The organism is Nonomuraea sp. NPDC001699 (assembly GCF_053596455.1).
Genome location: NZ_JBSFGF010000004.1, coordinates 76,400 through 90,666, shown reverse-complemented (window position 1 = coordinate 90,666; position 14,267 = coordinate 76,400). Strand labels below are relative to the sequence as shown.

Below are 14,267 nucleotides of genomic sequence, written 5' to 3'. Positions count from 1 at the left end.
TCCTAGGACAACGTGCTCGCGTACGGGTCCCAGTCCGCGGGCAGGGGTTCGGGGGCCGTCACGGCCGAGGTGATCGGGCGGAACTCGGCGCGTTCGCCCGACTCGGTGATGGCCGTCATGAGCTCCAGCACGTGCAGCGTCAGCTCGCCCGAGGCCCGGTGCGGCGTGCCCGCGCGCAGCGACCGGGCCAGGTCGAGCACGCCGATGCCGCGCCCGGCCGTGCCGTCGGCGACGGGCAGCTCGCGCCAGTCGGCGTCGTGCGGGCCGCGGGCCAGCAGCGGGCCGCCGAAGGTGTTGGGATCGGGCAGGAGCAGGGCGCCCTCGGTGCCGACGACCTCGATCAGCTTGCGGCTGACGGGCGAGTCGAAGCTGAAGGTCGCGGTGGCGATGGCCGTGCCGGGGAAGTCCAGCAGGGCGTTGACGTGGGTGGGCACGTCCACGGGGAACAGGGTGCCGGCTTTGGGGCCCGAGCCGATCGTCCGTTCGGCGCGGGCCCTGCGCGTGCCGCCCGCGACCCGGGCGACCGGGCCGAGCAGGGATACCAGCGCGGTCAGGTAGTAGGGGCCCATGTCGAACAGGGGACCGCCGCCGGGCCGGTAGTAGAACTCGGGATCGGGGTGCCAGGACTCCGGGCCCAGGTTCTGGAACGCGGCGGTGATCCCGACCGGCTCGCCGATCAGGCCGGAGCGCAGGGCGTGCGCCGCGGCCTGGAGTCCGGGGCCGAGGAAGGTGTCGGGGGCGCCGCCGACGCGCAGGCCCAGGTTGGCGGCCTCGGCCATGACCTTGGCCGCCTGGTCCATGTCGAGGGCGAGCGGCTTCTCGCCGTACACGTGCTTGCCGGCGCGCAGGGACTCCAGCGCGACGGCCGCGTGCGCGGCCGGGACCGTCAGGTTGACCACGATCTCGACCTCGGGCAGGGCGAGGATCTCGGCCAGGCCGCCCGAGGCGGGCACGCCGTGCTCGCGGGCCGCCGCGGCGGCCCGATCGGTGTCGAGGTCGGCGACGCCGAGCACCTGCACGTCGGGGAAGGCGGTGAGGTTGCGCAGGTACTGGGCACTGATCACCCCGGCGCCGACGACCGCGACACCGACGGGTCCGCTGCTCAAAAGCCCTCCAGGCGGGTGAGGTGGGCGTGGCTGTCGGCGAGTGCGGTGAACAGGTCGGTCGCGCACGTGTCGAGCTCGACGATGCGCCAGGCGTCCGGCGCGGCGGCCAGGATCTCGGGCACCGGCATCGCGCCCGACCCGACGGCCGTGTGCGGCTCCTCCTTCACCACCGGCCCGTCCTTGACGTGCAGCGCGAGCGTGCGACCGGCCAGGCGGCCGAGCAGGGCGGGCACGTCCGCGCCGCCCACGGCCGCCCAGTACGTGTCGATCTCCAGGAACACCTCGGGGGCGAGCAGATCGGCCAGCGCCTCGATGGCGTGTCGGCCGTCGATCCTGGGCTCGATCTCCCACCAGTGGTTGTGGTAGCCGATGCGCATGCCGTGCCCGGCCGCCTGTTCGGCCAGGCCGTTGAGCAGGTCGGCGGTGCGCGAGAGGCCGTCGCGGGTGGTGAACTCGGCCTCGGGGACGCCGCCGGGGATGATCACCAGGTCGGCGCCGACCGTGGCGACGGCGTCGAAGACCTCGGCGGGTTCCCTGCTGAGCAGCGCGTACGCGTGCGTGCTGCTCACCGCGAGCCCGAGGTCGTCGATCACCTGGCGGAAGCCCTTGGGGTCGTCGGTCGGGTCGAAGGGCTCGACGGCGCCGTACCCGATGCCGGCGATGCGCTCAAGGGTGCCGTCGCGGTCGGCGGCGAGCTGGTCCCTGACGGTGTAGAGCTGGACGCTGAGCGGCCGGGTCATCCGCGGACCCCCATGAGGTGCTCAAGGGCGAGCTGGTTGAGCCGGGTGAAGTGGAAGCCGCGCCGGGCCGCCGCCTCGGGGTCGAAGTCGTCGCCGGCCAGGTCCTGCCAGGTCTCGCCCTGGGCGAGGGTGGGCCGGGCCAGCTCGTCCACGCGGGAGGCGCGCAGGGCCTCCTGGACCTCGGGGTCGGCGCGGAAGGCGCGCGACTTCTCCTTCAGGATCAGGTACGTGCGCATGTTCGCGGCGGCCGAGTCCCACACGTCGTCGGGGTCCTCGGTGCGCAGCGGCTTGTAGTCGAAGTGGCGGGGGCCGTCGTAGCCGCCGTTCTCCAGCAGGTCGACCAGGAAGAAGGCGCTCTTGAGGTCGCCGTGGCCGAAGATCAGGTCCTGGTCGTACTTGGGGCCGTGCTGGCCGTTGAGGTCGATGTGGAACAGCTTGCCGTGCCAGAGCGCCTGGGCGATGCCGTGGACGAAGTTGAGCCCGGCCATCTGCTCGTGGCCGACCTCGGGGTTGAGGCCCACCATCTCCGGGTGCTCCAGGTCGTTGATGAGCGCCAGGGCGTGGCCGATGGTCGGCAGCAGGATGTCGCCGCGCGGCTCGTTGGGCTTGGGCTCCAGGGCGAAGCGCAGGTCGTAGCCACGGTCGAGGACGTACTGGCAGAGCAGGTCCAGGCCCTCCTTGTAGCGGTCGAGGGCCGCCTTGACGTCCTTGGCCGCGTCGGACTCGGCGCCCTCGCGGCCGCCCCAGCACACGTACGTGGTCGCGCCGAGCGAGGCGGCCAGGTCGATGTTGCGCAGGACCTTGCGCAGGGCGTACCGGCGGACGTCGCGGTCGTTGCTGGTGAACGCGCCGTCCTTGAACACCGGGTGGGTGAACAGGTTCGTGGTGGCCATCGGGACCTTCATCCCGGTCTCGTCCAGGGCCTTGCGGAAGGCGGCGATCGCCTTGTCCCGGTCGGGCTCGACGGCCAGCAGGTCGTCGTCGTGGAAGGTGACGCCGTACGCGCCGAGCTCGGCCAGCCTGTGCACGCTCTCGACCGGGTCGAGCGCGGGACGGCTCGCGTCCCCGAACGGGTCACGGGCCTGCCAGCCCACGGTCCAGAGTCCGAAGGTGAAGCGGTCGGCGGGTGTCGGAGTGAAGGATGACATGTGTCGGTGTCCCCAACCTTTAGTCCATAATCTGCACATAATCCTGAGGAGGCATGCATGGTGACGTCAAGGGGGGTCCGGCATGATTCCATGCGTGCCCGCAATCTGGCCGTGGTACTCCAGGCCGTCCACCGGCAGGGGCCGCTCACCAGGGCGGGGCTGGCCGAGCGCACCGGGCTGACCAAGACCACCGTGTCCAGCCTGGTCGCGGCCCTGCTGAAGGCCGGGGCGGTGAGCGAGTCGGGCGCGGTGCGCGACGGCGAGCGCGGACGGCCCGGCGTGGCCGTGGAGCTGAGCGGGCATCGCGTGGCGGCGCTCGGGCTGGAGGTCAACATCGACTACCTGGCCGCCTGCGTGGTCGACCTCACCCGGTCCGTACGCCTGCGCCGCACCCGTCCGGCCGACAACCGCGGCTCCGACCCGGCGGGCGTGCTCCAGCTGCTGCGCGACCTGGTGAAGGAGGTCACCGCCGAGGCCGAGGGGGCCGGGCTGCGGATCATCGGCGCCGCCCTGGCCGTACCCGGCACGGTCGAGGGCGACCTGCTGCGCAACGCCCCCCACCTGGGCTGGCGCGACGTACGGGTGGCCGACCTGCTGGACCTGCCGTGCGCGGTCGACAACGAGGCGAACCTGGCGGCGCTCGGCGAGCTGTGGTTCGGCTCGGGGGCGACGGACTTCCTCTACGTCTCCGGCGAGATCGGCGTCGGCGCGGGCCTGGTCGTGGACGGGACGGTGTTCCGGGGGACGTACGGGCTGGCCGGCGAGCTGGGCCACGTCGTCGTGACCCCGGACGGCCCCGCCTGCCGCTGCGGCGGCCGGGGCTGCCTGGAGGTGTACGCGGGCCAGGACGCCCTGCTCGGCGGCCTGGACTCGGTCGCCGCCCTGGTGAACGCGCTGGCCGCGGGCGACCGGCGGGCGCTGGACGCCTGCGCGCGGGCGGGGGACGCGCTCGGGGTGGCGCTCACCTCGGCCGTGCACCTGCTCGACCCCGGCAGGATCGTGCTCGGCGGGATCTTCGCCCCGCTCTTCCCGTGGCTGGAGTCGCCGGCCCGGGACGTGCTGGGGGCCCGGCTGGGGCAGATGCGCGGCGCGCCGCCCGCCCTGGTCGTCTCGTCCAACGGCGCGGACGCGGCGGTGCTCGGGGCGGCCGGGATGGTCATTCAGCGGATCATCGCCGACCCGGCGGACGTGCTGGGCCTGTGAGGGTCAGTAGTAGCCCTTGTTCCCGTCGACCAGCTCTCTGACGATGTCGAGGTGACCGGCGTGCCTGGCGGTCTCCTCGACCATGTGGATCAGCACCCAGCGCAGCGAGGACGCCGCCGACCGGAAGTCGGGGTGCTTGCCGACGTCGTCGAGCGAGTGGGCGGCGACGATCTCGTTGGAGCGCTCGCACTGCTTGGCGTAGTCGTCGAGGAGCTGGGCCAGCGTGACGCCCTCGACCAGCATGTCGGCATCCTCGGGCTCCTCCAGGAACTGCGGGTTGCCCTCGGAGCTGCCGCCCAGGAAGAGCACCTCGAACCAGCAGTGCTCGGTCCAGCGCATGTGGGCGACCAGGCCGGCCATCGTCATCAGCGGCGAGCTGGGCAGGACGACACGGTGGGCGTCGGCCTCGGACAGGCCCTCGCACTTCCAGTGGACGATCGCGCGCTGCATGTCCAGCCAGCCGACGAGCTGGGTACGTTCGTCGGCCACGAAAGGCGGACGTACACGGGGTGGCGTCATGCGCGGGAGGCTACTGCACGGCTGCTCTGCAACGCACCGCATTTTCGGCTGGTTCGCGTATGACCCGGGCGAGCCGCGACAATGGCTCGATGGCGGAAAGTGCAGAGGCCGACTGGGTCTCCAGGTTCGCGGACGAGGTGATCTCCGAGGCGGAGCGTCGTGCCCCGGGCAAACCGATCGTCTGCGCCTCCGGGCTCAGCCCCTCGGGCCCCATCCACCTGGGCAACCTGCGCGAGGTCATGACCCCCCACCTCGTCGCCGACGAGATCCGGCGGCGCGGCCTCGAATGCGTGCACCTGCTGTCCTGGGACGACTACGACCGCTTCCGCAGGGTGCCCGCGGGCATCGACCCGGCCTGGGCCGAGCACATCGGCAAGCCGCTGACCTCGGTGCCGGCCCCGCCGGGCAGCCCGCACGCCAACTGGGCCGAGCACTTCAAGGCGCCGATGGTCGCCGCGCTGGCCGAGCTGGGGGTCGACTACCGGGGCATCAGCCAGACCGAGCAGTACACCTCGGGGGCCTACCGGGAGCAGATCCTGCTGGCCGTGCGTGAGCGGTCGAGCATCGACACGATCCTGGCCGCGTACCGGACCAAGGACGGCGGGCGGGAGGTGGAGGACTACTTCCCGTACAAGCCGTACTGCGAGTTGTGCGAGCGCGACCTCACCAAGGTCACCGCGTACGACGACGAGACGACCGAGCTGGCCTACACCTGCGAGTGCGGGTTCGGCGAGACCGTGCGCCTGGCCGAGCACGACCGCGGCAAGCTGGTGTGGAAGGTCGACTGGCCGATGCGGTGGGCGTACGAGGGCGTGGTCTTCGAGCCGTCGGGCGTCGACCATCACTCCCCCGGCTCGGCCTGGATCGTCGGCGGGAGCATCGTGGGCGAGGTGTTCGGCGGCGAACAGCCGATCGGCCCGATGTACGCCTTCGTCGGCATCACCGGCATGGCCAAAATGAGCAGCTCCAAGGGCGACGTGCCGACCCCGGCCGACGCGCTGGCCATCATGGAGGCCCCCGTGCTGCGCTGGCTGTACGCCCGCCGCAAGCCCGCCCAGTCCTTCAAGATCGCCTTCGACCAGGAGATCCAGCGCCTCTACGACGAGTGGGACGCCCTGGCCCGCAAGGTCGCCGCCGGCCAGGCCCAGCCCGCCGAGCTGGCCGCCCACGGCCGCGCCGTGGGCACCGCCGCCGGGCCGCTGCCGGTCACGCCGAGCCCTGTGCCCTACCGCACGCTCGCCTCGATCCTCGACATCACCACCGGCCACGACGAGCAGGCGCTGCGCATCCTGCGCGACCTCGACGCGGTCGACGACCTCGGCCAGGCCCGCCCCCGGCTCGACCGGGCGCGGCGCTGGGTGGCCGACCACCTGCCCGCCGACCAGCGCACCCGCGTGCGCGAGACGCCCGACCACGCCCTGCTGGACTCCCTGGGCCAGACCGAGCGCGAGTCGCTGCGACTGCTGGCCGAGGGCCTCGACGACTGGACGCTCGACGGCCTCACCGCGCTGGTCTACGGCGTGCCGAAGCTCCAGGCCGGCCTGGACGCCGACGCGAAGCCCACGCCGGAGCTGAAGGCGGCCCAGCGCGCGTTCTTCGTCCTGCTCTACCGGTTGCTGGTCGGCCGGGACACCGGGCCCCGGCTGCCCACGTTGCTCATGGCCGTGGGCGCCGACCGGGTGCGGAAGCTCGTCGGCGGGTGAAGGGCGTCGTCCTGGTCACCGGAATCTCGGCCTCGGGCAAGTCCACGGTCGCCCAGGCCCTGGCCGAGCGCCTGCCGCGGTCGGTCCACGTCCGGGGCGACGCCTTCCGCCGCATGGTCGTGCGCGGCCGGGCCGAGATGACGCCAAGGGCGGAGGAGGCGGCGGACGAGGCGGCGGACGAGGCGGTGCGCCAGCTCCACCTCCGCTACCGGCTCGCGGCCCAGACGGCGGACTTGTATTTCCAAGCCGGATTCACGTCAATTGTGCAAGATGTGGTTCTTGGTGAAGACTTGGAGCGGTTCACCACGTGGATCCGCACCCGTCCGCTTCGGGTGGTCGTGCTCGCCCCGGACGCCGCCGCCGTCGAGCGCCGCGAGCGCGAACGCGCCAAAACCGGCTACGGCGCCTGGACGATCGCCCAGCTCGACGCCACCCTACGGGCCGGGACACCGCGGATCGGCCTGTGGCTGGACACCTCCGGCCAGACCCCCGACGAGACCGTCTCCGAGATCGTCGCGCGGGCCGACGAGGCATTGGTCAGCGGAGATCGCATATAAGTAGGATCACTGCAAGGCAGTGTCAAGTGGGCTGCATGTGTGCAGGTGCACCTTGTACCCATGAACAAGCAGCCCTTCGCCGCCAGTGTCAGTGTCATCGTCCCCGCGATGAACGAAGCCGAGAACCTCCCCCACGTCTTCGCCACGCTGCCCGACTGGATCGACGAGGTGATCCTGGTCGACGGCAACTCGACCGACGACACCGTCGCCGTCGCGCGCAGGCTGCGCCCCGACCTCCGGGTCGTCGTGCAGAGCCGGCGCGGCAAGGGCAACGCCCTCATCGAGGGCTTCCAGGCCGCCAGAGGCGACATCATCGTCATGATCGACGCCGACGGCTCGACCGACGGCAAGGAGATCCGCTCCTTCGTCGAGACCCTCATCGACGGCGCCGACTTCGCCAAGGGCTCCCGGTACGCCCCCGGCGGCGGCTCCGACGACCTGAGCCCCATCCGCTCGCTCGGCAACAAGTTCCTCACGGGCCTGACCAACCTGTTGTACGGCACCCGCTTCACCGACCTGTGCTACGGCTACAACGCCTTCTGGCGCGACCACCTGGACGCCATGGAGCTCGACTGCGACGGCTTCGAGATCGAGACGCTCATGAACGTCCGGGCCGCCCAGGCCGGTCTGGTCATCCACGAGGTGCCCAGCCACGAGCGCTCCCGGATCCACGGCGCGAGCAACCTGCACGCCGTGCGCGACGGCTGGCGCGTACTCAAGACGATCATGCGCGAGCGGACGCGCGGCACCGCCCTGGTCCCGCAGACCGAAGTGGCGCTGGCGAAGTAGGAAGTGACATTCTCGGACAATGCGCTACATAGTGATCGGAGCAGGAGCAGTCGGCGGCACCATCGGCGCCCGCCTCCACCAGGGCGGGCACGAGGTTCTGCTCGTCGCGAGAGGCGCGCACTACGAGGCGCTCAAGCGTGACGGACTCCGCCTGATCACCCCCGAATCCGACGAGACCCTGCACATCCCCGCCACCTCCGGCCCGGTCCCCACCCGCGACGGCGACGTGCTGATCCTGGCCACCAAGTCGCAGGACACGACGGCCGCCCTCGACCCCTGGCCGGTGGACCTGCCGGTCGTCTGCGCCCAGAACGGCGTGGCCAACGAGCGCACCGTCCTGCGCAGGTCCGAGCACGTCTACGGCATGTGCGTCTGGCTGCCCTCCCAGCACCTCGAACCCGGCGTCGTGGCCGCCTACGGCCACCCGTACTCGGGCCTGCTGCACGTCGGACGCTATCCCCAGGCTGTGGACGACCTCGCCGGGCGCATCGCCGACGACCTCGGCAAACACGGCCTGCTGGCCAGCGCCACCCCCGACGTCATGCGCTGGAAGCACGGCAAACTCCTCAGCAACCTCGGCAACGCCGTCGAAGCCCTCGTCGGGCACGCCGACGGCATGGTCGAGCTCTTCGACCGGGCCCGCGCCGAGGCCATGCGCGTGTTCGACCACGCGGGCATCCCCTACTCCACCCCCGAGGACGAGCGCAGGGTCCGCGGCCACCAGGTGGACGTCGTCCCCATCGAAGGCGTCGAGCGCGGCGGCGGATCGTCCTGGCAGAGCCTGGCCAGGGGCAGCGGCTCGATCGAGGCCGACTACCTCAACGGCGAGATCGTCCTGCTCGGCCGCGAGCACGGCGTGCCCACGCCGGTCAACGAGGTGCTGCGCCGCGAGGCCAACAGGTACGCCCGCGAGAAGCTGCCGCCCGCCTCGATGCCGGTGGAGGAGCTGACCGCGCTCATCGACGCGCGTTCCGCAGCCTGATCCCGCTGAACTGCATGCTGCTGCCCGTCACCTCGTGCCAGAACGGCCACAGGTTGTCCAGCACGCGGAGCTGGATCCCGGCCTGCTCGTGCAACTCGAACAGATCGCCCACCGGCTCGGGAGGGCCGACCGGGACGACCGGCGCCCTCGACACCACGGCGTGCGGCGGGTCGCCGATCGGCGCGAAGCCGGTCGCGGGCAGCCGGTAGGCGTACAGCCGGACGTCCATGATGGCCTTGAGCCAGGCGTACTCGACGGCGTGGACGCGGTCGCCGCAGCCCGCGCCGACGATCCTGGTCACGTCCTCGTCGGCCGTGTCCGGACCGCGCCAGGCCATCGCCCGCGGGCAGGCGCGCGGGAACCAGTAGTCGGGGCAGCGGTCGTGGGCCACCGCCCACACGTACGGCTCGACGAGCGAGGACGTCACCGCGACATGGGGCACGAACCGCTCGATGGTCGGGTCCTCGGAGAAATGCAGCACCTCGCCTGGCTCGGGTCTCATACCCGCCATCATGCGCATACCCCGCCCGCGTCAGGGCAGAAGAAACGCGCTCTGACGACAAGGGGTGAGTTCGGATGGTCTTATTGGGTCTGATCCTGGTCCTGCTCGCCGGCGGCGCGGTCGCCCTGGTGGCGACCGAGGAGAGCTCCAGGTACATCTTGTTCGGCAACACCTACCAGCTCGACCACGTCCAGATGTTCGTCGCGGGGGCGGTCACCGCGGCCGCCCTGCTGGCGGGGCTCTGGCTGATCGGCTCCGGGTCGCGCAGGACCGCCAGGAAGCGCCGCAGGCTGCGGGCCGCGCGAGCCGAGGCGTCCGACCGGGTCTCCCGGCTGGAGGGCGAGAAGCGCGACCTCGAACGACGGCTCGAACGCGACCGTGCCGCCGAGGCCGCCGAGGCCGCCGAGCGGGCCACCGATGACGGCGTGACCGGGCGTCACGTGGCGCACGAACCGGCGGAAGGCGACCGGCTCGTGGCCGGCGGCCGTACCGACGACACCAGGCCGTGAGCTCATGAGCGCGAGGGCAGCAACTTGCCCTCGCGCCAGAGCGCGAACCCGGTGACCAGCGCCCCCGCCCCTTCCCAGAGGCCCACGCCGAAGAACTCGCCCGGCGCCGCCCCCGTCAGCACCAGCGTCGTGAACACCGCGAACGTCACCAGCCTGAACGGCACGGTCCACCGGAAGAACGGCGTGTAGTCGGCGGATGCCGCGAAAACGTAATAGACCCCCATGTTCACCGCCGCCATCGACGAAGCAGCCATGTAGACCAGCGTGTAGTCGCCGGACGGGCGTACGTCGAGCACCTCGAAACCCAGCAGGACCAGCAGGGAGTCCGGCGACAGCAGCCCGACGAGCCCGAGCGCGAAGGCGAGCACGCCGAAGACGCCGATGGTCCAACCGGCGGCGGAACGCGGAAGACGCACAGAAATCCTTCCAAATGGGGGTGTAATCTGCGAGGCGATCTCATCATGCACCCGGAGGTCGCATGCCCCCCACGCGTGGCCGTCCCATTGCTCTGAAGCTCCTCATCCTGCTGCTCGTGCCGCTGCTGTCCCTGGTCGGGCTGTGGGCGTTCGCGGCGGCCCTGACCGGCGGTGACGGCCTGCGCCTGCTGGAGATCAACAAGCTGGCCTCCCACCTGACCACGCCGTCGGAGCGGGTCAACGTCGAGCTCCAGGACGAGCGGCTGGCCTCGGTCGAGTTCCTGGCCACCCGGCGCGGCGCGGACAAGCTGGCCAGACAGCGCGGGCAGACCGACCGGGCCGTGGCGGCCTTCCGCAAGCTGGCCAAGGACCAGCGCGACATGTCGCCCGAGATGCGCACGCAACTCGACGCCCTCAACGGCAAGCTCGACCTGCTGTCCGGCATCCGAGCCGAGGTGGACGGCGACACGGTCGCGCCGCTGGCCGTCATCGACGGCTACAGCCAGATCGTGGACGCCTCCTTCCGCATGTACGACGCGATGGTGCTGGTGCCCGACATGTCGCTGTACCGGCAGGCCAGGGCCGTCACCATGCTCGGCGAGGCCAAGGACCTCGTCTCGCGCGAGCGCGCGATGATCGTCGTGGTGCTGGCCAGAGGACGCGTCGAGGCCGTCGAGCGCGAGGCGTTCACCGGGATGGTGGCGACCCGGCGGCTGCTGTACTCGCAGGCGCTCTCGCACCTGGACGACGGCCTGCGCGGCCCGTACGAGGAGCTGGCCGCCTCGCCCGTCTACAAGGAGTTCCTCGACGCCGAGGACGCCATCAGAGGTCAGGCCGCGATGAACGGCCTGCCCGCCACCGCCGCCACCTGGGAGGTGGACGGCCAGAACCTGTGGGCGGTGCTCGAACGCGACCAGGGGCGGGCCGTGGAGGGCATCGTGGCCCGGGTGACGCCCGCCGCGGAGAGCATCCTGATCAAGATCGGCGTGGCCGGGGGCGCGGGCCTGCTCGCCGTGCTCGCCTCGATCCTGCTGTCGCTGCGCTTCCGCAAACGGCTGGTCCGCGAGCTGGCCGGGCTGCGCGACGCGGCCACCGAACTGGCCGAGGTGCGGCTGTCCGGGCTGATCGAGCGGCTGCGTACGAACACCCGCCCGCCCTCGGCCGCCGAGGTTGCGCCGCTGGAGGTCAGGACGGAGACCTCCGAGGTCGCCGACATCGTGCGGGCCTTCAACCACGTGCAGTCCACGGCCGTCGAGGCCGCCGTCGACCAGGCCAGGCTGCGGCACGGCGTCAGCCAGGTCTTCGTGAACCTGGCCCGGCGCAACCAGTCGCTGCTGCACCGCCAGTTGCTCCAGCTCGACGGCATGCAGCGGGCCACCGAGGAGCCCGAGATCCTGTCCGACCTGTTCAAGCTGGACCACCTCACCACCCGCATGCGCAGGCACGCGGAGAGCCTGATCATCCTGTCCGACCAGGCCCCCGGGCGCGGCTGGCGCAACCCGGTGGCGATCCTCGACGTCCTGCGGGCCGCGGTCGCGGAGGTCGAGGAGTACGAGCGCGTCGAGATCCTCCAGCCGCCGCAGGCCGCGCTGCTCGGCGCGACCGTCACGGACGTGGCCCACCTGCTGGCCGAACTGGTCGAGAACGCCACGCTCTTCTCACCCCCGCGGACCAGGGTGGACGTGCGCAGCGCGAGCACCCCGAACGGCCTGATGATCGAGATCGAGGACCGCGGTCTCGGCCTGCCGAGGGTCGAGCTGGACGAGCTCAACGACCGGCTGGCCGAGATGCCCGAGTTCGACCTCGCGCAGAGCGACCGGCTGGGCCTGTTCGTGGTCGGCCGGCTGGCCGCCCGGCACGACATCAAGGTCACCCTCGCGCCGTCGCCCTACGGCGGCCTGACCGCGATGGTCTTCCTGCCCGCGGCCCTCCTGGCCGACCAACCGGCCCTCACCGGAAGCTAGACGAGGGCCGACCAGCCGGCCCTGGCCGGCAGCCAGGCGCGCTGAGCACAGGACCGCGTTACGGCAGCACCTGCAGCAGCGCCTGGGTTCTGGCCTTGGCCGGTTCCTCGATCCGCTGGGTCTCCTTGCCCGCCGCGTCCAGCACGACCAGCGTGTTGTGCGTGCCGCCCGCCACGCGGACGACCAGCCGCCCGTCGGCCAGGTAGAACGCGCCGATCAGCCGGCCCTTGACGGCCGGGGTGAGCTTCTTGCCCGTCACCAGGTCGACCACGGTCGGCCTGAAGGCGGCCGGCCAGCTCCCGTCGCCGAGCGCGTTCGGGTTGGCGGGGAACTCGACGACGGCGGCGCGGCCGTTCGGCGACAGGCTCTGCACGTGCGTGACGAGCTTGACGCCCTTGGCCCTGACGGACTTCCCGGTCCTGACGTCGAGCCGGTAGACGGCGTCGGCCTCGCCGGTGTAGCCCGCGAGGTAACGGCCGCCGGCCGCCCACGCCAGGTGGCACACGCCCTTGGACGTGCCGAGCCTGCGCGCGCCGGTGCCGTCGGCCTTGACGGCCATGATGGTCTCGCCCTTGCCGACGTAGGCGACCTGGGTGGAGTCGGGCGACCAGACGGGGGTCAGGCAGGGCGTGCCGCCCTGGAGCTTCGTGGCCGCGGTGACGGTCTTGGCGCCGTCCTTGACCTGGAGGTTGCCGCCGCCGGTCACCCAGGCGGCCTTCTTGCCGTCCGGCGAGGCGGCGAACTGCGGCAGCGCGCCGATCTTGGCGAGGGTGCTCCATTCGCCGCCTTCGTAGCGGGCGAGCTGGTTGCCGGCGCCGGCATAGACGGCGGCGCCCGAGAGCTCGGGCGCGGTGGCCGCCGACGCCGCGGCGGGGGCGACCAGGGCGGCGCCGAGAGCGACACCGGCCACAACACGAATCTTCATGAGAGCCAATGGTGCCGTAACGGATCAAAGACGCATGAACGGCTCGCTGAAGTGCGCGGTGGCGATCGTCGCCCGCTCGGCGCGCAGCGCCGCCAGGACCTCGGTGCGCGTGCGCGCGGCCGTCTCCTGGTCGTCGTCGTAGGCGTAGTGGACGCCCGGGTCTGCCAGCTGCACCGGGTGGAGCACGAGGTCGCCGGTGATGGCCAGGTCGCCGACCCTGGCGATCTGGTGTCCGGGGGTGTGTCCGGGCGTGTGCTGGACGTGGACGCCCGGCGCGACCCGGGCCTGCCCCTCGACGATGTGCAGCTGGTCCTTGAGCGGGGTCAGGAGCCGGTCGGCCACGACCCCGGCGGCGGCGTCGACCTCGGCCCGCTGGAGCACGTAGCGCGCGTTCTCGAACACCGGGGCGCCGTCCGCGACCGCGCCGCCGGCGTGGTCGCTGTGCAGGTGGGTGAGGATGACGGTGCCGATGTCGGCGGGCGTGACGCCCGCCGCCGCCAGCTCGTCCGTCAGTACGCCGGGGACGGGCGCCCAACTGGCCGCCGGGGAGTCCTCCCCGCCGATGCCGGTGTCGACGAGGGTGAGGCGGCCTGCGCCGTCACGCAGCAGGTAACAGTGGAAGTGCAGGACCCACGGATCGTCCCCCGAGCCGGAGCCGGGGAACATCTCGGCGAGCGGGAGGCGGATCGCGGGGCCCATCGGGCCCACCGCGTCGCAGAGCGGCGTCACCTCGACGCCGGAGACGGTGATGGGGTTGTGCTTCATCCCGCCAAGGTTAGGCGGCGACGGGCTCGCGCGGCACGTACTCGTTCTCGAGGTCGGCGGCGTAGACGGCGCGGCAGCAGTGGGCGCACCGGTACATGATCGGGCCTTCGTCGAGGGTGTGGTGGCACTGCGGGCACTGGACGGCGTTCATGGTGATCCCCCAAGGAGCTGTGATGTGTCCATGGAACCCCCGACGGGTTGCAGGGGTCCTGCATGTCACTTGACACGGTGCCGCTGCGCTGGACGGGGATTCTGTGGCGTTCGGGCGCACCGGTGGCCGGCGGTTTCCTCACGGCGCGGTGCGATGAAGAACATTGTCACGCGTACGGGCCGTCTCGCGCGGCAGAACACACCAGAACCGTCCAGGAATAGTCCAAGAGGGCTAGACGTTTCATGGGGCGGAACGTGTGGTATCTTGCCCACAAGCGTTGAGCTGTCA

Annotated in this window: 16 protein-coding genes; 7 read left to right on the top strand and 9 right to left on the bottom strand. The window is 71.7% G+C overall.

The window, feature by feature from the left end; translation table 11 throughout:
* Window positions 1–2 precede the first annotated feature (2 nt).
* Genes ACWCSU_RS13755 through xylA form a run of 3 tightly spaced genes read right to left on the bottom strand, consistent with a single transcriptional unit; the run spans window position 3 to window position 2,994 of the window.
* Window positions 3–1,106, bottom strand: coding sequence for a Gfo/Idh/MocA family protein (locus tag ACWCSU_RS13755; RefSeq protein ID WP_449935176.1), 1,104 nt, complete (start codon window positions 1,104–1,106; stop codon window positions 3–5).
* The gene (locus tag ACWCSU_RS13750; RefSeq protein WP_449935173.1) at window positions 1,103–1,846 is read right to left on the bottom strand and encodes a sugar phosphate isomerase/epimerase family protein; all 744 of its coding nucleotides are present in this window, start codon (window positions 1,844–1,846) and stop codon (window positions 1,103–1,105) included. The genes ACWCSU_RS13755 and ACWCSU_RS13750 overlap by 4 nt, the downstream gene beginning before the upstream one ends.
* Window positions 1,843–2,994: a xylose isomerase gene (gene xylA, locus ACWCSU_RS13745; protein ID WP_357692757.1), complete on the bottom strand. Its 1,152-nt coding sequence runs from the start codon at window positions 2,992–2,994 to the stop codon at window positions 1,843–1,845. Before xylA ends, ACWCSU_RS13750 begins: the two co-directional genes overlap by 4 nt.
* Before the next feature lie 90 nt (window positions 2,995–3,084).
* Here xylA and ACWCSU_RS13740 point away from each other — a divergent pair, with 90 nt between their 5' ends.
* The gene (locus ACWCSU_RS13740) at window positions 3,085–4,197 is read left to right on the top strand and encodes an ROK family protein (protein WP_449935171.1); all 1,113 of its coding nucleotides are present in this window, start codon (window positions 3,085–3,087) and stop codon (window positions 4,195–4,197) included.
* A gap of 3 nt (window positions 4,198–4,200) precedes the next feature.
* On the opposite strand, the gene ACWCSU_RS13735 is transcribed toward ACWCSU_RS13740, so the two are convergent.
* Window positions 4,201–4,716, bottom strand: coding sequence for a DinB family protein (locus ACWCSU_RS13735; RefSeq protein WP_357692761.1), 516 nt, complete (start codon window positions 4,714–4,716; stop codon window positions 4,201–4,203).
* 89 nt (window positions 4,717–4,805) lie between these two features.
* Between ACWCSU_RS13735 and lysS the strand changes: the two genes are divergently transcribed.
* From lysS to ACWCSU_RS13715, 4 genes are read left to right on the top strand one after another with little or no spacing between them, the layout of a single operon-like run.
* A complete protein-coding gene (gene lysS / locus ACWCSU_RS13730) occupies window positions 4,806–6,419 on the top strand; it encodes a lysine--tRNA ligase (RefSeq protein ID WP_364082964.1) in 1,614 nt (537 codons plus the stop codon).
* The gene (locus ACWCSU_RS13725) at window positions 6,416–6,976 is read left to right on the top strand and encodes an AAA family ATPase (protein WP_364082967.1); all 561 of its coding nucleotides are present in this window, start codon (window positions 6,416–6,418) and stop codon (window positions 6,974–6,976) included. The genes lysS and ACWCSU_RS13725 overlap by 4 nt, the downstream gene beginning before the upstream one ends.
* Window positions 6,977–7,036: 60 nt before the next feature.
* The gene (locus ACWCSU_RS13720) at window positions 7,037–7,765 is read left to right on the top strand and encodes a glycosyltransferase family 2 protein (protein ID WP_357692767.1); all 729 of its coding nucleotides are present in this window, start codon (window positions 7,037–7,039) and stop codon (window positions 7,763–7,765) included.
* Between the two features lie 19 nt (window positions 7,766–7,784).
* Entirely contained in the window at window positions 7,785–8,747 is a 963-nt protein-coding gene (locus tag ACWCSU_RS13715; RefSeq protein WP_449935165.1) for a ketopantoate reductase family protein, read from the top strand.
* Here the strand turns inward: ACWCSU_RS13715 and ACWCSU_RS13710 are convergent.
* Window positions 8,722–9,249, bottom strand: a complete 528-nt coding sequence (locus tag ACWCSU_RS13710; protein ID WP_449935163.1) for a DUF6886 family protein — start codon at window positions 9,247–9,249, stop codon at window positions 8,722–8,724. The two genes, ACWCSU_RS13715 and ACWCSU_RS13710, sit on opposite strands and share 26 nt — an antisense overlap.
* A gap of 74 nt (window positions 9,250–9,323) precedes the next feature.
* Here ACWCSU_RS13710 and ACWCSU_RS13705 point away from each other — a divergent pair, with 74 nt between their 5' ends.
* Window positions 9,324–9,758, top strand: coding sequence for a hypothetical protein (locus tag ACWCSU_RS13705; RefSeq protein WP_357692773.1), 435 nt, complete (start codon window positions 9,324–9,326; stop codon window positions 9,756–9,758).
* A 2-nt stretch (window positions 9,759–9,760) separates the two neighbouring features.
* On the opposite strand, the gene ACWCSU_RS13700 is transcribed toward ACWCSU_RS13705, so the two are convergent.
* A complete protein-coding gene (locus tag ACWCSU_RS13700) occupies window positions 9,761–10,174 on the bottom strand; it encodes a hypothetical protein (RefSeq protein ID WP_364082979.1) in 414 nt (137 codons plus the stop codon).
* Between the two features lie 62 nt (window positions 10,175–10,236).
* Here ACWCSU_RS13700 and ACWCSU_RS13695 point away from each other — a divergent pair, with 62 nt between their 5' ends.
* Window positions 10,237–12,138, top strand: coding sequence for a sensor histidine kinase (locus ACWCSU_RS13695; protein WP_364082982.1), 1,902 nt, complete (start codon window positions 10,237–10,239; stop codon window positions 12,136–12,138).
* 58 nt (window positions 12,139–12,196) lie between these two features.
* Here the strand turns inward: ACWCSU_RS13695 and ACWCSU_RS13690 are convergent, their stop codons facing one another.
* From ACWCSU_RS13690 to ACWCSU_RS13680, 3 genes are read right to left on the bottom strand one after another with little or no spacing between them, the layout of a single operon-like run.
* Window positions 12,197–13,063 carry a TolB family protein gene (locus ACWCSU_RS13690; protein WP_449935160.1) on the bottom strand — a complete coding sequence of 289 codons (867 nt, stop codon included), beginning with the start codon at window positions 13,061–13,063 and terminating at the stop codon, window positions 12,197–12,199.
* A 24-nt stretch (window positions 13,064–13,087) separates the two neighbouring features.
* On the bottom strand, window positions 13,088–13,828 hold the full coding sequence (locus ACWCSU_RS13685) for an MBL fold metallo-hydrolase (protein WP_357692781.1): 741 nt from the start codon (window positions 13,826–13,828) through the stop codon (window positions 13,088–13,090).
* Window positions 13,829–13,838: 10 nt separating this feature from the next.
* On the bottom strand, window positions 13,839–13,979 hold the full coding sequence (locus tag ACWCSU_RS13680; RefSeq protein WP_357692783.1) for a hypothetical protein: 141 nt from the start codon (window positions 13,977–13,979) through the stop codon (window positions 13,839–13,841).
* Window positions 13,980–14,267: the final 288 nt, after the last annotated feature.